Annotated in this window: 14 protein-coding genes; 8 read left to right on the top strand and 6 right to left on the bottom strand. The window is 56.2% G+C overall.

Going from position 1 to position 20,432, the window contains the following annotated elements:
- Positions 1-38: 38 nt before the first annotated feature.
- Complete coding sequence (gene cspD, locus ABLU87_RS20945; protein ID WP_004100627.1) at positions 39-269, bottom strand: cold shock-like protein CspD; 231 nt, start codon at positions 267-269, stop codon at positions 39-41.
- 324 nt (positions 270-593) lie between these two features.
- Between cspD and clpS the strand changes: the two genes are divergently transcribed.
- Entirely contained in the window at positions 594-911 is a 318-nt protein-coding gene (gene clpS, locus ABLU87_RS20940; RefSeq protein WP_004100628.1) for an ATP-dependent Clp protease adapter ClpS, read from the top strand.
- Between the two features lie 30 nt (positions 912-941).
- Complete coding sequence (gene clpA, locus ABLU87_RS20935; RefSeq protein WP_004849425.1) at positions 942-3,224, top strand: ATP-dependent Clp protease ATP-binding subunit ClpA; 2,283 nt, start codon at positions 942-944, stop codon at positions 3,222-3,224.
- Positions 3,225-3,361: 137 nt separating this feature from the next.
- Here clpA and infA read toward each other — a convergent pair whose 3' ends face one another.
- The 5 genes from infA to trxB all read right to left on the bottom strand — a co-directional run bounded on the left by infA (position 3,362) and on the right by trxB (position 9,174).
- Positions 3,362-3,580 (bottom strand): translation initiation factor IF-1, encoded by a 219-nt coding sequence (gene infA, locus ABLU87_RS20930; RefSeq protein ID WP_002211347.1) that lies wholly within the window; start codon positions 3,578-3,580, stop codon positions 3,362-3,364.
- 279 nt (positions 3,581-3,859) lie between these two features.
- Positions 3,860-4,564, bottom strand: coding sequence for a leucyl/phenylalanyl-tRNA--protein transferase (gene aat, locus ABLU87_RS20925; protein ID WP_009653303.1), 705 nt, complete (start codon positions 4,562-4,564; stop codon positions 3,860-3,862).
- 38 nt (positions 4,565-4,602) lie between these two features.
- Entirely contained in the window at positions 4,603-6,324 is a 1,722-nt protein-coding gene (gene cydC / locus ABLU87_RS20920) for a cysteine/glutathione ABC transporter ATP-binding protein/permease CydC (protein ID WP_025108297.1), read from the bottom strand.
- Positions 6,325-8,091, bottom strand: coding sequence for a cysteine/glutathione ABC transporter permease/ATP-binding protein CydD (gene cydD / locus ABLU87_RS20915; protein ID WP_014228628.1), 1,767 nt, complete (start codon positions 8,089-8,091; stop codon positions 6,325-6,327).
- 114 nt (positions 8,092-8,205) lie between these two features.
- Entirely contained in the window at positions 8,206-9,174 is a 969-nt protein-coding gene (gene trxB, locus ABLU87_RS20910) for a thioredoxin-disulfide reductase (protein ID WP_004849433.1), read from the bottom strand.
- 531 nt (positions 9,175-9,705) lie between these two features.
- Here trxB and lrp point away from each other — a divergent pair.
- The 6 genes from lrp to dmsA all read left to right on the top strand — a co-directional run bounded on the left by lrp (position 9,706) and on the right by dmsA (position 20,432).
- Positions 9,706-10,200 (top strand): leucine-responsive transcriptional regulator Lrp, encoded by a 495-nt coding sequence (lrp, locus tag ABLU87_RS20905; RefSeq protein WP_002439523.1) that lies wholly within the window; start codon positions 9,706-9,708, stop codon positions 10,198-10,200.
- A gap of 135 nt (positions 10,201-10,335) precedes the next feature.
- On the top strand, positions 10,336-14,325 hold the full coding sequence (ftsK, locus tag ABLU87_RS20900) for a DNA translocase FtsK (RefSeq protein WP_122117480.1): 3,990 nt from the start codon (positions 10,336-10,338) through the stop codon (positions 14,323-14,325).
- A gap of 121 nt (positions 14,326-14,446) precedes the next feature.
- Positions 14,447-15,058: an outer membrane lipoprotein chaperone LolA gene (lolA, locus tag ABLU87_RS20895; protein WP_004130911.1), complete on the top strand. Its 612-nt coding sequence runs from the start codon at positions 14,447-14,449 to the stop codon at positions 15,056-15,058.
- Between the two features lie 8 nt (positions 15,059-15,066).
- Entirely contained in the window at positions 15,067-16,410 is a 1,344-nt protein-coding gene (gene rarA / locus ABLU87_RS20890; RefSeq protein WP_004849446.1) for a replication-associated recombination protein RarA, read from the top strand.
- A gap of 91 nt (positions 16,411-16,501) precedes the next feature.
- Entirely contained in the window at positions 16,502-17,794 is a 1,293-nt protein-coding gene (gene serS, locus ABLU87_RS20885; RefSeq protein WP_009653254.1) for a serine--tRNA ligase, read from the top strand.
- A gap of 199 nt (positions 17,795-17,993) precedes the next feature.
- Positions 17,994-20,432, top strand: coding sequence for a dimethylsulfoxide reductase subunit A (gene dmsA / locus ABLU87_RS20880; protein ID WP_025107513.1), 2,439 nt, complete (start codon positions 17,994-17,996; stop codon positions 20,430-20,432).

Below are 20,432 nucleotides of genomic sequence, written 5' to 3'. Positions count from 1 at the left end.
CATTTTGCTGGCGGGATGTACACAATGAAGCAAAAGAGTTATGCGGCTGTTTCTGTTTCTTCAGCTTCAACAGGGACAATCACGCTGGCGTGGTTACCTTTTGGCCCCTGGTGAACATCAAACCGAACCGCTTGTCCGGCTTTTAGCGTTCTGTAACCATCCATCTGGATGGTCGAGTAATGGGCGAAAATGTCTTCGCCGCCGCCCTCAGGGCAGATAAAACCGAACCCTTTGGCATTGTTGAACCACTTAACAGTACCCATTTCCATACTTCGACATCCTTCGTAAATCTTATAAGTAAGATGGAATGAACCGGTAGTGGAGTGACGAGTTGTTCATTTGCTCGCCAACTCTCGCCACTACAATTTAGAGAAATCAGGAAATGCGTCAAGCGATTGACGCCAGGGGACGGTGAAAAATGCGTCAAAATTTGAAGCAGTTAACGCTATTGCCGGGGAATGTGACAGACGTCGCGGATGGAAGTAATAGATGATAATTATCTATGATCTATTGTAGATTTGTGATGTGCATAGCCTCTGGTCATCGACAGGCCACCGCCTGTTGGCAACAGCAACCGATGATGAACACTGACGATGAGTAAGAGAGACTGGTTGGACTTCGATCAGCTAATTGAGGACGAAGTTAAAGATGCGCTTAAACCGCCATCTATGTATAAAGTGATATTAGTCAATGATGACTACACTCCAATGGAGTTTGTTATTGACGTGTTACAAAAATTCTTTTCTTATGATGTTGAACGTGCAACGCAACTGATGCTGACGGTTCACTATCAAGGTAAAGCGATTTGCGGGGTGTTTACCGCAGAAGTCGCAGAAACCAAAGTATCGATGGTGAACCAGTATGCGAGGGAGAACGAACATCCGTTGTTGTGTACGCTAGAAAAAGCCTGAATGCAGGCAATAAACTTGGGGGAGGTGCCTATGCTCAATCAAGAACTGGAACTCAGTTTAAACATGGCTTTCGCCAGAGCGCGCGAGCACCGTCATGAGTTCATGACCGTCGAGCACTTGTTGCTGGCGCTGCTTAGCAACCCTTCGGCCCGCGAAGCGCTTGAAGCGTGTTCAGTGGACCTGGTCGCGCTGCGTCAGGAGCTTGAAGCCTTCATCGAACAGACCACACCCGTACTGCCTGCAACGGAAGAAGAGCGCGACACTCAGCCGACGCTGAGCTTCCAGCGCGTGCTGCAACGTGCTGTTTTCCACGTCCAGTCTTCCGGCCGCAGCGAAGTGACCGGCGCCAACGTTCTGGTCGCGATTTTTAGCGAACAGGAATCTCAGGCGGCATACCTGCTGCGTAAACATGAAGTCAGCCGACTTGATGTGGTGAATTTCATCTCTCACGGTACGCGTAAAGACGAGCCGAGCCAGTCTTCCGATAACAGCGGAAGTCAGCCTGGCAGCAGCGAAGAGCAAGCAGGCGGGGAGGATCGTATGGAAAACTTCACCACCAACCTCAACCAGCTTGCCCGCGTAGGCGGTATCGATCCGCTGATCGGCCGCGAGAAAGAGCTGGAACGTGCTATTCAGGTTCTGTGCCGCCGCCGCAAGAACAACCCGCTGCTGGTGGGGGAATCCGGCGTTGGTAAAACCGCTATTGCTGAAGGTCTTGCCTGGCGTATCGTGCAGGGCGACGTGCCGGAAGTGATGGCCGATTGCACTATCTATTCACTGGATATTGGCTCGCTGCTGGCAGGTACCAAATACCGCGGCGACTTTGAAAAACGCTTTAAAGCGCTGCTTAAGCAGCTGGAGCAGGACACCAACAGTATTCTGTTCATCGATGAGATCCACACCATTATCGGTGCGGGGGCGGCTTCCGGCGGGCAGGTCGATGCCGCTAACCTGATTAAACCGCTGCTTTCCAGCGGTAAGATTCGGGTCATTGGCTCGACGACCTATCAGGAGTTCAGCAACATCTTTGAAAAAGATCGTGCCCTGGCGCGGCGTTTCCAGAAAATTGATATCACCGAACCTTCCGTGGAAGAGACGGTGCAGATTATTAACGGCCTGAAGCCGAAGTATGAAGCGCACCACGACGTCCGTTACACCGCGAAAGCGGTACGTGCGGCGGTAGAGCTGGCGGTGAAGTACATTAACGATCGTCATCTGCCGGATAAGGCGATTGACGTGATTGATGAAGCCGGGGCGCGTGCGCGCTTGATGCCGGTGAGCAAACGTAAGAAAACGGTTAACGTGGCGGATATTGAGTCCGTGGTGGCGCGGATTGCGCGTATACCTGAGAAGAGCGTTTCCCGCAGCGATCGCGATACGCTGAAAAACCTCGGCGATCGCCTGAAAATGCTGGTCTTCGGCCAGGATAAGGCGATTGAGGCCTTAACCGAAGCGATCAAGATGGCGCGCGCCGGGCTTGGCCATGAGCACAAACCCGTCGGCTCTTTCCTGTTCGCTGGGCCTACCGGGGTCGGTAAAACCGAGGTTACCGTACAGCTGGCGAAGTCGCTGGGCATTGAGCTGCTGCGTTTTGATATGTCCGAATATATGGAACGTCATACCGTCAGCCGCTTAATCGGTGCGCCTCCGGGCTACGTCGGTTTCGATCAGGGCGGGCTGCTGACCGATGCGGTTATTAAGCATCCGCACGCGGTGCTGCTGCTGGATGAAATTGAAAAAGCGCATCCGGATGTCTTTAACCTGCTGCTGCAGGTGATGGATAACGGGACGCTGACCGACAACAACGGCCGCAAAGCGGATTTCCGCAACGTGGTGCTGGTGATGACCACCAACGCCGGGGTGCGCGAAACCGAGCGTAAATCCATTGGCCTCATCCATCAGGACAACAGTCCGGATGCAATGGATGAGATCAAAAAGATCTTTACGCCGGAGTTCCGTAACCGTCTCGACAACATTATCTGGTTCGATCATCTGTCTACGACGGTTATCCATCAGGTGGTGGATAAATTTATCGTCGAGCTGCAGGTTCAGCTGGATCAGAAAGGCGTCTCTTTGGAAGTCAGCCAGGAAGCCCGCGATTGGCTGGCCGAGAAAGGCTACGACCGGGCCATGGGCGCGCGTCCGATGGCGCGGGTGATTCAGGACAACCTGAAAAAACCGCTGGCCAACGAGCTGCTGTTTGGCTCACTGGTTGACGGCGGACAGGTGACCGTTGAACTGGATAAAGAGAAAAATGCGCTGACCTACGACTTCCAGAGTGCGCAGAAGCACAAACCGGAAGCGGCGCATTAAGTTTCGGTACTCAGTGACAAAACCGGCCTCAGGGCCGGTTTTTTTATCTGCGCGCTTTAAGTTGTAAATGACGCAGAAATGAAAAGACCGGGAATTATCCCGGCCTTCAGCATCTGGCGCGCTAAGCGCGAAAACGATCAGCGACTACGGAAGACAATGCGGCCTTTGCTCAGGTCGTACGGGGTCAGCTCAACAGTCACTTTGTCGCCCGTCAGAATGCGGATGTAGTTTTTACGCATTTTACCGGAAATATGCGCAGTTACCACGTGACCGTTTTCCAGTTCTACGCGGAACATAGTGTTAGGCAGCGTATCAAGTACGGTGCCCTGCATTTCAATATTGTCTTCTTTGGCCATCTAGTCCTCTGGGGTATCACTACCGTAGTTTTGAACCGGCAAGATAATGCCGAAGTTCAGCAAGTATGTAAAGTTTTACGTCAAATCGCCGAAGTAGTTTTGGCGCATTACCCGTAATTCACGCGGATAAACCGGGTGACAGGCGCAAACGTAAAGGGGGAGTGACAGAACAATGGGTGTTATCTGACTCTTATTATTCCCAAACGGCGGCGGGGCAACGGGCAGAAGCTACTCTACCGCGCAATTATAACATCCCAACAAAAAATGTGCTGAAAACATTTATGCTTCTCCTGCAAATAGCACCCTTGGTACCCAGAATCGCTCCGGCAGACGATACGTCCGCAGCACGGAAAGATAGTCGAGGTAATCGCGGCGGGGAATTTCCACTGCGCCCAGCGACGCCGTATGCTTATTCAGCACCTGACAATCGATTAATTTTCCGCCATCCTGCGAAAATATCTGGCTAAAGACCAGCAGCGCGGTTTTAGAGGCGTTTTCGGCACGGCTGAACATCGACTCTCCGCAAAACAGCGCGCCCTGCGCGACGCCGTACATCCCGCCGACTAATTCCTTTCCCTGCCATACTTCAACAGAATGAGCATGTCCCAGCTCATGCAGCTGGTGGTACGCCTGAACGATCCCCGGCGTTATCCATGTTCCCTCATCGCGGTGGTCGGCGCAGCCCTCGATAACCTGACCAAAGGCGTGATTCAGCGTGACGCGATAAGGCGAGCGCTGATGGAAACGCTTCATGCTGCGGCTGAGATGAAATTTCTCTGGCCACAGTACCGCTCGCGGATCGGGGGACCACCACAAAATAGGGTCGCCGGGCGAAAACCACGGAAAAATACCGCGCTGATAGGCCATCAGTAAACGCGCCGGGCTAAGATCGCCGCCCAGCGCTAACAGGCCATTAGGTTCGCGTAAAGCGCCTTCCGGGGAGGGGAAGGCGATGGAATGATGAGAGAGCTGAACCAGCCGCATTTTTACCTCAACGCATCAGGCAATGATTCAATAGTAGCCTACAGGCGCTGCTTAAACTGGTAGTAACGCCCCTGTTCAGCCAGCAGTTCTGCGTGACTACCTTGCTCAATAATCTTCCCGTTGTCCATGACTATTATCTGATTAAAACGCGCCAGTCCGCGCAGACGATGGGTTACCATTAACACGGTTTTTTCACGCATCACTTCCGCCAGTAAATCAAGGATTTGACTTTCGGTCGTCGCATCGAGGCCTTCAGTAGGTTCATCAAGCAGCATGACCGGCGCATCGTGAAGCAGGGCGCGGGCGATAGCCAGCCTGCGCAGCTCGCCGCCGGAAAGCTGACGGCCGCCTTCACCCAGCCAGCTATTCAGACCGCTATCTTCCAGTAATTTCGCTAAGCCGACGCGTTCAAGCGTTTGGGCAAGTCGGGCATCGCTGGCTCCGGGAGAAGCCAGCAGCAGGTTGTCGCGCAGCGTAGCGCTGAACAGATGTACGCGCTGCGGCACGACGCTCATCGCCCGGCGCAGCGTCGCCTCATTAAACTGCCCCAGCAACTGATTGTTGAGTAAGATTTCCCCTTCAGCCGGATCCCAGGCGCGGGTCAGCAGCTGCAGCAGGGTCGATTTACCGCAGCCTGTTCGTCCGAGGATGGCGATATGCTCTCCGGCCTCGATCTGCAATGACACTTTCTCCAGCGCGGGGGAGGGCTGCTGCGGATAGCTGAAGGTGACCTGATGTAAGCGTAACGAGACGCGATCCAGCGTCTGGCCTTCGCCCTGAGGGAAGGCCACTTCCGGCTCTTGCTCGGTAATTTGCGTGATGCGCTTTGCGGAGGCGATCACCTGCCCTAAATGCTGAAATGCGCCGGTTACCGGCGCCAGCGCTTCAAACGCCGCCAGCGCGCAGAAGACAAACAGCGCAATCAGCGCCCCTGGCTGAGTATCGCCGCCAACGCCCGCGGAGGCGAGCCACAGCATAGCGATAACCGCAATTCCGCCAATCAGCAGCATCAGCGCCTGAGAGAGCGCGGTGAGCTCAGCCTGGCGACGCTGCGCATCCAGCCAGCGCGCTTCCGTTTTTTCCATTTGCTGCCGGTAGCGGTCGCTGGCGTTGAACAGCATGAGTTCCGCCTGTCCCTGGAGCCATGAGGTCAGATGCTGGCGATATTGCCCGCGAAGCCGGGTTATGCTTTCACCTGCGGGTTTACCTGCGCGATAGAACAGCGGCGGCATCACCAGCAGGGTGAGCAGCATAATACCACCGAGGGTCAGGGCCAGAGTGACGTCCAGCACGCTCAACCCTACGGTGACGACCAGGATCACCACCAGCGCGCCTACCAGCGGTGATATGACGCGCAAATAGAGATGATCCAGGGTATCGACATCTGCAACCACCCGGTTAAGCAGCTCGCCCTGACGAAAACGCGCCAGCCCGGCGGGGGAGAGCGGCAGCAGCTTACTGAAGGTAAAGACCCGCAGGTGCTGCAGAACGCGGAAGGTGGCGTCATGGCTGACCAGACGCTCAAAGTAGCGGCCCGCGGTGCGAATAATCGCCGCGCCGCGCACGCCCGCGGCTGGCAGCATATAGTTAAAGCTGTAGATGCCCGCCACGCCAACGACGGCTGATGCCGACAGGAACCAGCCGGATAGCGTTAATAAGCCAATGCTGGCCAGCAGCGTCACGATCGCCAGCACGATACCGAGCAGCAACAGCCATTTGTGTCGTTTGTACAGCGCCAGGTAAGGCCATAATGCGCGCATTTAAATCTCCTCCTGACGATGAGCGAGCAGGGTCGCGAAGGGGCCGCCAGCGGCCGCCAGCTGCGAATAGCTGCCTTGCTCAACAATTCGACCATCCTGCATAACCCAGATCGCATCCCAGTTCGCCAGTCCTTCCAACTGATGGGTAACCATTAACGTGGTTTGCTGCGTTGATGCATTGGTCAGCGCCTGCATCACGCGCTGTTCGCTATGCGCGTCAAGGCTGGCGGCAGGCTCATCAAGCAGCAGCAGACGACAGGGCACCAGCAGCGCTCGTGCGACGGCGACGCGCTGAGCCTGCCCGACCGACAGCCGGCCGGCCTGATCGCCAACAGGCGTATTAATACCCTGCGGCAGAAGAGAGACGAACTCGCTAACCCAGGCTTTATCCAGCGCAAGCTGCAGCTGCGCTTCGGTGGCTTCAGGGCAGGAGAGCAGGACGTTTTCGCGCAGCGTCGCCGCGGGCAGCTGTGGATTTTGCCCGACCCAGCTCAGGAGACGACGCCAGCGGTCGGCATCCAGACTCTTTAACTCGACGCCATTGACCTTGAGCGAGCCGTCATAGGGAAGAAAACCCGTTAACGTATTCAGTAGCGAGCTTTTGCCCGAGCCGCTTTGCCCAACCAGCACCACGCGTTCACCGGCGCGCAGGGAAAAATTCAGCGGCCCGGCCAGCACTTTCCCTTCGGGAGACTTAATCAGCAGGTCGCGAGCTTCAAGGCTTACCGTTTCATCATCTTTTAATGCCTTTTCCCCACGCTCTGCCTGCGCCAGCGGCGCTTCCATAAAGGTCTTCAGGCTATCGGCGGCGCCAATCGCCTGCGCTTTCGCATGATAAAAGGTGCCTAAATCGCGCAGTGGCTGGAAAAACTCAGGAGCCAGAATCAGGGCGAGGAAACCGGACATCAACGTCACCCCGGCGCCGTAATGGCCAAAGTTGAGCTCTCCCAGATAGGAAAAACCAAAGTAAACGGCGACCAGCGCAATCGATAGCGAGGTGAAAAACTCCAGGACACCGGAGGAGAGAAACGCCAGGCGCAGCACTTCCATTGTCCGCTGGCGGAAATCCTGCGAGGCCTCGCGTATGTTGTCCGTCTCCGCTTCGCCGCGATGAAAAATACGCAGCGTTTCCATACCGCGCAGGCGATCGAGAAAATGGCCGCTTAAACGCGCCAGAGCGAGAAAGTTGCGGCGGTTGGCATCAGCCGCGCCCATTCCCACCAGCGCCATAAACAGCGGAATAAGCGGTGCGGTACCCAGCAGAATCAGCGCCGCGGCCCAGTTGATGGGGAAAATCGTAATAACAATCAGCAACGGTACAGAGGCGGCCAGCGTCATCTGCGGCAAATAGCGAGCATAGTAGTCATGCATGTCGTCGATCTGCTCAAGGATCAGCGTGGCCCAGCTACCCGCAGGTTTGCCCTGTATCCACGCCGGTCCCGCCTGCTGTAAACGATCCAGAACCTGACGGCGGATCTCAAGGCGGATATGTTGACCGGCCTGAAAACCCACTCTTTCACGCAGCCAGACCACCCAGGCGCGCAGCACAAAGACCAGCACCAGTAGCGTAAAGGGCAGCAGCAGCGCCGTCGCGGGGATATTTTCCATAATCATGCGATGGAGGATCCTCGCCAGGAACCAGGCCTGGGCGACGATCAACAGGCCGCTAACGACGCCCAATACGCGGGAAATCATCAACCAGCGACGGGAGATAATGCTTTGATCTTTTAACCAACGGGTTAACTCTTGTTGACGGGTTTTATTCATTGCGCGCTTAGCAGGTGTAGTTATGAGTTTTTTGGGCACGGCAATGTTACAACGAGGCAAAAATAAAGGCGACTTTTCGTCGCCTTCTTTACCTTTGTTACTGACTTGTAAAGATTATTTGCAAGCGTCGGCTAAACCATCCAGATAGCGCTCCGCGTCCAGCGCCGCCATGCAGCCGGTACCCGCAGAAGTAATCGCCTGACGGTAGATATGATCCATCACGTCGCCGGCGGCGAAGACGCCCGGGATGCTGGTCTGGGTAGCGTTGCCGTGGATGCCGGACTGGACTTTAATGTAGCCGTTTTCCAGCTCCAGCTGACCGGCGAAAATTGCCGTGTTCGGGCTGTGGCCGATAGCCACGAACAGCCCCGCAACTTCGAGGGATTCAACGTTATCCGCATTCTGGGTATCGCGCAGACGCAAGCCGCTTACGCCCATCTGGTCGCCGGTCACTTCTTCCAGCGTACGGTGGGTGTGCAGCACGATATTGCCGCTCTCCACTTTGTCCATCAGGCGTTTGATAAGGATTTTTTCCGCGCGGAAGCCGTCACGACGGTGGATCAAATGCACTTCGGAAGCGATGTTAGACAGGTACAGCGCCTCTTCGACGGCCGTATTGCCGCCGCCGATGACGGCAACCTTCTGGTTACGATAGAAGAAACCGTCGCAGGTCGCGCAGGCAGACACGCCGCGGCCCTTAAACGCTTCTTCCGAGGGAAGACCCAGATAGCGTGCTGAAGCGCCGGTGGCAATAATCAGGGCATCGCAGGTGTATTCGCCGCTGTCGCCGACCAGACGGAACGGACGGTTTTGCAGGTCGACGCTGTTGATATGATCGAAAATAATTTCGGTTTCAAATTTGGTGGCATGTTCATGCATGCGCTCCATCAGCAGCGGTCCGGTCAGATCGTTAGGATCGCCTGGCCAGTTTTCCACTTCCGTGGTGGTGGTCAGCTGACCGCCTTTTTCCATTCCGGTAATCAGTACCGGCTGCAGATTTGCGCGCGCTGCGTAGACCGCAGCGGTGTATCCCGCAGGTCCAGAACCAAGAATAAGCAGTTTACTGTGTTTGGCCGTGCCCATGAGATCCTCATAATTTATTGGCATACATGAGCTGGATTGTAGGGAATTTGTGGACGTAAAAAAAGAGCGCGGCGGTTTTGTTAACGATATGTGCAATAGAAGCTGCCGATTAATCGGCGATTTAACGAACGAAGAATATAACTAATTCTACTGTTAGCGAGACAATTATAAGAGGAAAACATGAGAATCAACCGGGGAGGATTATGAATATCTGGCATCTTGTACTAAAAATCGATGTTTTGCTTTGACAATCCCCTGTGCTTTTGCGAAAACATTCATGGAAGAAGAAAAGCAGTGTTTCGCGTGTGGCGAATTTTCATGCACGCAAATGCCATTTTTATCCGGGTTAGCGAAATCTACGCATGGTGTGGACAGACGCCATGCGTGATGTCGGTGACTGCCGTCAGGCAACGGGCTTCTCACGTACCCCTGGGTTACCCAACGTCGTACGGGTGATAACAGGATGGACTCTGGCAGTGAAGGCTCAGAGTCGGAACAGGAGTAGGGAAGGAATACAGAGAGACAATAATAATGGTAGATAGCAAGAAGCGCCCTGGCAAAGATCTCGACCGCATTGATCGTAATATTTTGAATGAATTGCAAAAAGACGGGCGTATTTCCAACGTCGAGCTTTCTAAACGGGTGGGACTTTCTCCGACGCCTTGTCTTGAGCGCGTGCGTCGACTGGAAAGACAGGGTTTTATTCAGGGCTATACAGCGCTGCTCAACCCGCACTATCTGGATGCATCACTTCTGGTATTTGTTGAGATTACTCTGAATCGTGGCGCGCCGGATGTGTTTGAGCAATTTAACTCCGCTGTGCAAAAACTTGAAGAAATTCAAGAGTGTCATCTGGTTTCCGGGGATTTTGACTACCTGTTGAAAACCCGCGTACCGGATATGTCAGCGTATCGTAAATTACTGGGCGAGACCTTGCTGCGCCTGCCGGGCGTAAATGACACCCGTACCTATGTGGTAATGGAAGAAGTCAAGCAGAGTAATCGTCTGGTAATCAAGACGCGCTAACACGGAACAGGTGCAAAATCGATGTAGTTTGATTACACTCCTGTTAATCCATACAGCAACAGTGCCGGGGAGACCCGGCACTGTTGTCCGTTTTAGCCGAAGGCAGGAAACAGCCTGATACCTGGAGAGCCTTTCTTGAGCCAGGAATACACTGAAGACAAAGAAGTCAAATTCACAAAGCTGAGTAGCGGACGCCGGCTCCTTGAGGCGTTACTCATTCTTTGCTCCCTTTTTGCCATCTGGTTGATGGCGGCCTTACTCAGCTTTAATCCCTCGGATCCTAGCTGGTCGCAAACGGCGTGGCATGAGCCTATTCACAACATAGGCGGGACGCCGGGAGCCTGGCTTGCCGATACGCTATTTTTTATTTTTGGCGTAATGGCCTATACCATTCCGGTCATCATTATCGGCGGCTGCTGGTTTGCCTGGCGTCATCAAGAAAACGACGAGTACATCGACTATTTCGCCGTCTCGCTGCGTTTAATTGGCGCGCTGGCGCTGATCCTCACTTCCTGCGGTCTGGCGGCAATCAACGCTGATGATATCTGGTATTTCGCCTCCGGCGGCGTGATCGGCAGTCTGTTGAGCACCACCCTGCAACCGCTGCTGCACAGCAGCGGCGGCACAATCGCGCTGCTCTGCATCTGGGCGGCAGGACTGACGCTATTTACCGGCTGGTCCTGGGTTAGCATTGCTGAAAAACTCGGCGGTGCGATTCTTTCTATTCTCACGTTTGCCAGCAACCGTACCCGTCGTGACGATACCTGGGTTGATGAAGGGGAATATGAAGATGATGAAGAAGAATATGAAGATGATGAACCCGCGAAGCCGCAGGGTTCTCGACGCGCGCGAATTTTACGCAGCGCCTTAGCTCGCCGCCAGCGTCTGGCTGAGAAGTTCTCTAATCCGATGGGGCGTAAGACCGATGCGGCGCTGTTCTCGGGTAAACGGATGGATGACGCCGAAGACGAGGTTCAGTACAGCGCCGGCGGTGCGCCTGTTGCCGCTGACGATGTCCTTTTTTCTGGCTCCAGCGCAGCGCGTCCGGCAAATGCTGATGATGTTCTGTTCTCCGGCGTCAGTGCGGCACGTCCCGGCGATTTTGACCCCTACGATCCTCTGTTAAACGGTCATAGCATTGCCGATCCGGTGGCTTTGGCCGCGCAGGATACCGCTGCGCCGCAGGCATGGTCTGAACCGCTGCCAGGGTATGAGGCTCAGCCGGTCTATCATCCGGAACAGGCCCCGGTACAGCAGCCAGCGTATCAGCCTGAACCGGCTTACCAGCCGCAGCATGCTTACCAGCCGGAACAGGCCCCGGTACAGCAGCCAGCGTATCAGCCAGAACCGGCTTACCAGCCGCAGCATGCTTACCAGCCGGAACCGGCTTACCAGCCGCAGCATGCGTACCAGCCGGAACAGGCCCCGGTACAGCAGCCAGCATATCAGCCGGAACCGGCTTACCCGCCGCAGCATGCGTACCAGCCGGAACAGGCGCCGGTACAGCAGCCAGCGTATCAGCCGGAACCGGCTTACCAGCCGCAGCATGCGTACCAGCCGGAACAGGCCCCGGTACAGCAGCCTGAGCCTTACGCCGCCTCCGTTGAGCCTGAGCCTCCGCAAGAGGAGGTGAAGCCTCAGCGTCCGCCGATGTACTACTTCGAAGAAGTGGAAGAGAAACGCGCGCGTGAACGCGAGCAGCTTGCCGCATGGTATCAGCCGATTCCGGAGCCGGTCAGTCCGGTTGCGACAAAACCGATCTCGCCTCCGCCTGCTCCGGCGGCTGATGTTGCCGCGGTGAGCGCGCTGGCGTCTGGCGTCCATCAGGCCACCGGGGCGGCCTCCGTCGCATCTGCCGCATCCAGCGCCGCGCCGCTGTTTAGCCCGGTGTCGGGCGGCCCGCGTGCGCAGGTAAAAGAGGGCATAGGCCCGAAATTGCCGCGTCCAAACCGCGTTCGCGTGCCCACGCGCCGTGAGCTGGCTTCCTATGGCATTAAGTTGCCTTCGCAGCGGTTGGCTGAAGAACGTGCGCGTCAGGCAGAGCATCAGCACTATGATGACGATGCGCTGACGGACGAGGAAGTTGCAGAGCTTGAGCAGGGTGAGCTGGCGCGTCAGTTCGCGGCTGCGCAAAATCAGCGCTATGGCGATAGCTACGCTGCGGAAGAGGCTGATGTAGACGAGGATTCTGCCGCTGAAGCCGAACTTGCCCGTCAGTTTGCCGCTTCCCAGCAGCAGCGCTACGCCAGCGAGCAGCCGCCGGGATCGCATCCGTTCTCTGCGGCGGATTATGAATTCTCGCCAATGAAAACGTTAGTTGATGATACGCCGAGCGAGCCTGTCTTCACGCCGTTGCCGGAAGTACAGCAGCCTGCCCCGCAGAATCAGCAGCCGGCCCAGCATTCGCAGCCCGTACAGCAGCCGATGCCGCACCAGCAGATGCCTCAGCCGCCGCAACATGCGCAGCAGCAGTCTTATCAACCCGCGCCGCAGCAGCCGGTTCACCATCAGCCGATGCCGCAGCAGGCTCCTGGCAGCTATCCGCAGCAGCAGGCTCCGCAGCAGCCGATCCCGCAGCCGCAGGAAAGTCTCATTCACCCGCTGTTGATGCGCAATGGCGACAGTCGCCCGTTACAGAAGCCGACAACGCTGCTGCCCTCGCTTGACCTGCTCACGCCGCCACCGGCTGAAGTTGAGCCGATCGATACCTTTGCGCTTGAGCAAATGGCGCGTCTGGTTGAAGCTCGTCTGGCCGATTTCCGCATTAAAGCCGATGTGGTGAACTACTCACCTGGCCCGGTTATTACCCGCTTTGAGCTTAACCTGGCGCCGGGCGTGAAAGCGGCGCGCATTTCCAACCTGTCGCGCGATCTGGCCCGTTCTCTGTCCACTGCGGCGGTTCGCGTGGTGGAAGTGATTCCGGGTAAACCCTACGTTGGCCTGGAGCTGCCTAACAAAAAGCGCCAGACCGTTTACCTGCGCGAAGTGCTGGATAATGCGAAATTCCGCGATAATCCTTCACCGCTCACGGTGGTCCTCGGGAAAGACATTGCGGGCGAACCTGTCACTGCCGATCTGGCGAAGATGCCGCACCTGCTGGTAGCGGGTACCACCGGTTCCGGTAAATCCGTTGGGGTCAACGCCATGATCCTCAGCATGCTCTATAAAGCGCAGCCGGAAGACGTGAAATTCATCATGATTGACCCGAAAATGCTCGAGCTGTCGGTCTATGAGGGAATACCGCATCTGTTAACGGAAGTCGTGACGGATATGAAAGACGCGGCCAATGCTTTGCGCTGGAGCGTCAACGAGATGGAGCGCCGGTATAAACTCATGTCTGCGCTGGGCGTACGTAATCTCGCGGGTTATAACGAGAAGATTGCTGAAGCCGCACGTATGGGACGGCCCATTCCGGATCCTTACTGGAAGCCTGGCGACAGTATGGATGCGACGCATCCGGTACTGAAAAAAGAGCCTTACATCGTGGTGCTGGTCGACGAGTTTGCCGACCTGATGATGACCGTCGGCAAGAAAGTGGAAGAGCTGATTGCGCGCCTGGCGCAGAAAGCGCGCGCCGCGGGGATCCACCTGGTGCTGGCGACCCAGCGACCGTCGGTTGACGTTATCACCGGCCTGATTAAAGCCAACATCCCGACGCGTATCGCCTTTACCGTATCGAGTAAAATTGACTCACGTACTATCCTTGACCAGGGCGGTGCGGAATCACTGCTGGGAATGGGCGATATGCTCTACTCCGCGCCTAACTCGACGATCCCTGTGCGCGTCCACGGCGCTTTTGTACGCGACGAGGAAGTTCACGCCGTCGTTCAGGACTGGAAGGCGCGCGGGCGTCCGCAGTATGTCGATGGCATTACCTCCGATAGCGAAAGCGAAGGCGGCGGCGGTGGCTACGAGGGCGGTGAAGAGCTCGATCCGCTGTTCGATCAGGCCGTCAACTTTGTGACGGAAAAACGCAAAGCCTCCATATCTGGGGTACAGCGTCAGTTCCGCATTGGCTATAACCGCGCCGCGCGTATCATTGAGCAAATGGAAGCTCAGGGGATCGTGAGCGAGCAGGGGCATAACGGTAACCGTGAAGTGCTGGCGCCGCCGCCTTTTGAGTAACCGCAAAGTTGGGTAAATAAGTGAAAATCAGCCTGTTCTGCTGTTTTACGGCCGTTGGCCGTTCTACATTAGCAGCAGACCAGGCTCCCGCGTCGGGAGTGACGCACATTAAGGAATAACAATGAAAAAACTCGCAATCACCTGTGCATTACTGTCCAGTTTTGTCGTCAGTCAGGTATGGGCGGATGCCGCCAGCGATTTAAAAAGCCGCCTTGATAAAGTGAGCAGCTTCCACTCCAGCTTTACGCAGAAAGTGACGGACGGCAGTGGTAATGCCGTGCAGGACGGGCAGGGGGACCTGTGGGTCAAGCGGCCTAATCTGTTCAACTGGCATATGACCCAGCCGGATGAAAGCGTGCTGGTTTCCGACGGCAAAACGCTGTGGTTTTACAACCCGTTTGTTGAGCAGGCTACCGCTACCTGGCTGAAAGATGCGACCAGCAACACGCCGTTTATGCTGATTGCCCGCAATCAGGCCAGCGACTGGCAGAACTACAACATTAAGCAGAACGGTGACGATTTTGTTCTGACGCCGAAAAACGGCAGCGGTAATCTGAAGCAGTTCACCATCAACGTGGGTCGCGACGGTACGATTCATCAGTTTAGCGCCGTGGAACAGGACGATCAACGCAGCAGCTATCAGCTGAAATCGCAACAAAATGGTGCCGTGGATGCATCTAAGTTCACCTTTACGCCGCCGCAAGGGGTTACGGTGGACGATCAACGTAAATAGAGGCGAACGTGAGCAACCTGTCGCTCGATTTTTCCGATAACGCGTTTCAACCTCTGGCCGCCCGTATGCGGCCAGAAAATTTAGCGCAGTACATTGGCCAGCAGCACCTGCTGGCGCCGGGTAAACCCTTACCGAGGGCGATTGAAGCCGGGCATCTTCACTCGATGATTCTCTGGGGGCCGCCCGGGACAGGAAAAACCACCCTGGCCGAAGTGATTGCGCGCTACGCCAGCGCCGACGTTGAACGTATTTCAGCTGTGACCTCCGGGGTGAAAGAGATCCGCGAGGCCATTGAACGCGCGCGCCAAAACCGCAACGCGGGTCGCCGCACGATCCTGTTTGTCGACGAAGTGCACCGTTTCAATAAAAGCCAGCAGGACGCCTTTCTGCCGCATATTGAAGACGGGACCATCACCTTTATCGGCGCGACGACGGAAAATCCCTCCTTTGAACTCAATTCCGCGCTGTTATCCCGCGCGCGCGTTTATCTGCTGAAGTCGCTGACCAGCGACGACATCGAGCAGGTGCTCAACCAGGCGATGAGCGACAAAACGCGCGGCTACGGCGGGCAAAATATCGTCCTGCCGGACGAGACGCGCAAGGCCATCGCCGACCTTGTCAACGGCGATGCGCGCCGGGCGCTGAATACGCTGGAAATGATGGCCGATATGGCCGAAGCCGACGCCTCCGGCAATCGCGTGCTGAAAGTTGAGCTGCTGACTGAAATTGCCGGTGAGCGCAGCGCGCGTTTCGACAACAAAGGCGATCGCTTTTACGATTTAATCTCCGCGCTGCACAAATCGGTTCGCGGCAGCGCCCCGGACGCCGCCCTCTACTGGTACGCGCGGATTATTACCGCCGGCGGCGATCCGCTCTACGTTGCCCGCCGCTGCCTGGCGATTGCCTCGGAAGATGTCGGCAACGCCGATCCGCGCGCGATGCAGGTTGCGATCTCCGCCTGGGACTGCTTTACCCGTGTCGGACCGGCGGAAGGCGAACGGGCGATTGCTCAGGCCATTGTCTATCTTGCCTGTGCGCCCAAAAGCAACGCGGTTTACACCGCGTTTAAAGCGGCAATGGCCGACGCCCGCGAACGTCCCGATTACGACGTCCCGGTTCATTTGCGCAATGCCCCAACGAAGCTGATGAAAGAGATGGGCTACGGGCAAGAGTATCGCTATGCTCACGATGAACCGAATGCTTATGCCGCCGGGGAGCAGTACTTCCCGCAGGAAATGGCGCAAACGCGCTATTATAAGCCGACAAACCGGGGGCTGGAGGGCAAAATAGGCGAAAAGCTCGCCTGGTTAACCGAACAGGATCAAAATAGCCCGATAAAACGCTACCGATAATTGAGGCGTTGCGGTAAGGTTGTCACACTATTTCCGTGGTCGCGCTCTGCGGCCATTTTTCTTTTATTAATTCGATAAGCACAGGATAAGCATGCTCGATCCCAATCTGCTGCGTACCGAGCCAGACGCAGTCGCAGAAAAACTGGCACGCCGGGGCTTTAAGCTGGATGTAGATAAACTTCGCGCTCTGGAAGAGCGTCGTAAAGTTCTGCAGGTTCAAACTGAAAACCTGCAGGCGGAGCGCAACTCCCGATCGAAATCCATTGGCCAGGCGAAAGCGCGCGGGGAAGATATTGAGCCATTACGCCTGGAAGTGAACAAACTCGGCGAGCAGCTTGATGCCGCTAAGACCGAGCTGGACGCGCTGCTGGCGGAGATCCGCGATATCGCGCTGGCTATCCCTAATATCCCGCACGACGACGTTCCGGCCGGGCGCGACGAAAACGACAACGTTGAAGTCAGCCGCTGGGGAACCCCGCGCGAGTTCGATTTTGACGTTCGCGATCACGTCACGCTGGGCGAAATGCACGGAGGGCTGGATTTTGCCGCCGCCGTGAAGCTGACCGGTTCTCGCTTTGTGGTCATGAAGGGCCAGCTGGCACGCCTGCACCGCGCGCTGGCGCAGTTTATGCTGGATCTGCATACCGAACAGCACGGCTACAGCGAAAACTACGTCCCGTATCTGGTTAACCAGGACACGTTGTACGGTACCGGTCAGCTGCCGAAATTCGCCGGCGACCTGTTCCATACCCGTCCGCTGGAAGAAGAAGCCGACAGCAGCAACTACGCGCTGATCCCGACGGCGGAAGTTCCGCTGACCAACCTGGTTCGCGATGAAATCATTGATGAAGACGATCTGCCGATCAAAATGACCGCGCATACGCCGTGCTTCCGCTCTGAAGCCGGATCTTACGGCCGCGATACCCGCGGTCTGATCCGTATGCACCAGTTCGACAAAGTCGAGATGGTGCAGATTGTACGTCCGGAAGATTCCATGGCGGCGCTGGAAGAGATGACCGGCCACGCCGAGAAAGTGCTGCAGCTGCTGGGTCTGCCGTATCGTAAAGTGGCTCTGTGCACGGGCGATATGGGTTTCAGCGCATGCAAAACCTACGATCTGGAAGTGTGGGTGCCGGCGCAGAATACCTATCGTGAGATCTCTTCCTGCTCCAATGTCTGGGATTTTCAGGCGCGTCGCATGCAGGCACGCTGCCGCAGCAAATCTGACAAGAAAACTCGCCTCGTACACACGCTGAACGGTTCTGGCCTGGCGGTTGGACGTACGCTGGTCGCGGTGATGGAAAACTATCAGCAGGCGGATGGTCGCATCGAGATCCCGGAAGTTCTGCGCCCGTATATGCGCGGCCTTGAATTTATCGGTTGATTTTTCAACGCTCTTCTCAAAAGCGCCTGCGGGCGCTTTTTTTTACCCCCTTCTTGATACCGGGCAATAATCGCCTTCGCGATTACGAAGATACTCCCTTTGGATTAAACAGGATAAAAAACTAATAAAGGTTAATTTCGTTGTATATGTAACTATATAACGGCATTAAGTTAATTGTGAGCAACCAAAGCGAGTATCTATGAAAACCAAAACCTCCGATGCTTTACTGGCTGCTGAGGTGAGCCGGCGTGGTTTAATGAAAACCACGGCGATTGGCGGGCTGGCGATGGCCAGCAGCGCTTTTACCTTACCCTTCACGCGCATTGCCCAAGCCGCAGACAACCTCAACCCCGCCAGCGAAACGGTCACCTGGAGCGCCTGTACGGTGAACTGCGGCAGCCGCTGCCCGCTGCGGATGCATGTGGTGGGTGGTGAGATAAAATATGTTGAAACGGACAATACCGGCGACGATAGCTACGACGGTCTGCATCAGGTTCGCGCCTGTCTGCGCGGCCGCTCGATGCGTCGACGCGTCTACAACCCGGACCGCCTGAAATATCCGATGAAGCGCGTGGGCAAACGCGGCGAGGGCAAATTCGAGCAAATCAGCTGGGAAGAAGCGTTCGATACTATCGCCAGCAATATGCAGCGTCTGATAAAAGAGTACGGTAATGAGTCCATCTATCTGAACTACGGAACGGGAACCCTCGGCGGAACCTTGACTCGCTCATGGCCACCGGGGAAAACCCTGATTGCCCGCCTGATGAACTGCTGCGGCGGCTATCTCAACCATTATGGCGACTACTCCACCGCGCAAATTGCCGCGGGACTGAACTACACCTACGGCGGCTGGGCCGATGGCAATAGCCCGTCGGATATCGAAAACAGCAAGCTGGTGGTGCTGTTTGGCAATAACCCCGGGGAAACCCGCATGAGCGGCGGCGGAGTGACCTACTACCTGGAACAGGCGCGGGAGAAATCCAACGCCAGGCTGATTATTATCGATCCACGCTATACCGACACCGGCGCCGGACGCGAAGACGAGTGGATCCCTATCCGCCCGGGAACCGATGCCGCGCTGGTCTCCGCGCTGGCGTGGGTGATGATTAACGAGAACCTCGTTGACCAGCCTTTCCTCGACAAGTACTGCGTAGGCTATGACGAGAAAACGCTGCCGGAAGGGGCGCCGGCCAATGGCCACTATAAGGCCTATATTCTCGGTCAGGGCAAAGACGGTATCGCGAAGACCCCTGAGTGGGCGTCGACGATTACCGGCATTCCCCAGGCGCGTATCGTGCAGCTGGCGCGCGAAATCGCCAGCGCTAAACCTGCCTATATTTCTCAGGGCTGGGGCCCACAGCGACATGCCAACGGTGAGCTGGTTTCCCGCGCGATTTCCATGCTGGCAATCTTAACCGGCAACGTCGGGATTAACGGCGGCAATACCGGCGCGCGTGAAGGTTCTTACTCCCTGCCTTTTGAACGTATGCCGACGCTGGATAATCCGGTGGAAACCAGTATTTCCATGTTTATGTGGACCGATGCGATTGAGCGCGGGACGGAAATGACCGCACTGCGCGACGGCGTGCGCGGCAAAGATAAGCTCGACGTGCCTATTAAAATGGTCTGGAACTATGCCGGTAACTGCCTGGTCAACCAGCATTCAGAGATTAACCGTACCCATGACATCCTTCAGGATGACAAGAAGTGCGAGATGATTGTGGTCATTGATTGCCATATGACCTCCTCGGCGAAATATGCCGATATTCTGCTGCCGGACTGTACGGCTTCGGAGCAGATGGATTTTGCCCTCGATGCCTCCTGCGGCAACATGTCATACGTGATTTTTGCCGATCGGGCCATCAAGCCGCGTTTTGAATGCAAAACCATCTATGAGATGACCACGGAGCTGGCGAAGCGCATGGGCGTTGAGCAACGTTTCACCGAAGGCCGCACTCAGGAAGAGTGGCTGCGTCACCTCTATGAGCAATCCCGTAAAGCGATCCCGGCGCTGCTGCCGTTTGATGAATTCCGCAAGCAGGGAATCTTCAAACAGCGCGATCCGGAAGGCCACCACGTTGCCTATAAAGCTTTCCGCGAAGATCCCGCCGCCAGTCCGCTCACGACGCCGTCAGGGAAAATTGAAATCTACTCTGCGCAGCTGGCGGAAATTGCCGCGACCTGGGAGCTGAAAGAAGAGGATGTTATCGACCCGCTGCCGATATACAGCCCTGGGTTTGAAAACTATGACGATCCGCTGGCGAAAAAGTATCCGCTGCAGCTGACCGGTTTTCACTATAAAGCCCGCACGCACTCCACCTACGGCAACGTTGACGTACTGAAAGCCGCCTGCCGTCAGGAGATGTGGATCAACCCGCTTGATGCACAGAAGCGCGGTATCGCCAATGGCGATCGGATCCGCATTTTTAACGATCGCGGTGAAGTGCATATCGAGGCCAAAGTGACCCCGCGCATGATACCGGGCGTGGTCGCGCTGGGTGAGGGGGCCTGGTATAACCCGGACGCAGGCCGCGTGGATCAGGCTGGCTGCATTAACGTGCTGACCACCCAACGCCCGTCGCCGCTGGCGAAAGGCAATCCATCGCATAGCAACCTCGTCCAGGTTGAAAAGCTGTAA

The sequence above is a fragment of the Klebsiella sp. CB_Kp196 genome, from assembly GCF_040061575.1.
Lineage (GTDB): Bacteria > Pseudomonadota > Gammaproteobacteria > Enterobacterales > Enterobacteriaceae > Klebsiella > Klebsiella michiganensis.
The sequence above is the reverse complement of the archived record's forward strand: the minus strand, read 5'-3'. Positions and strand labels throughout refer to the sequence as shown.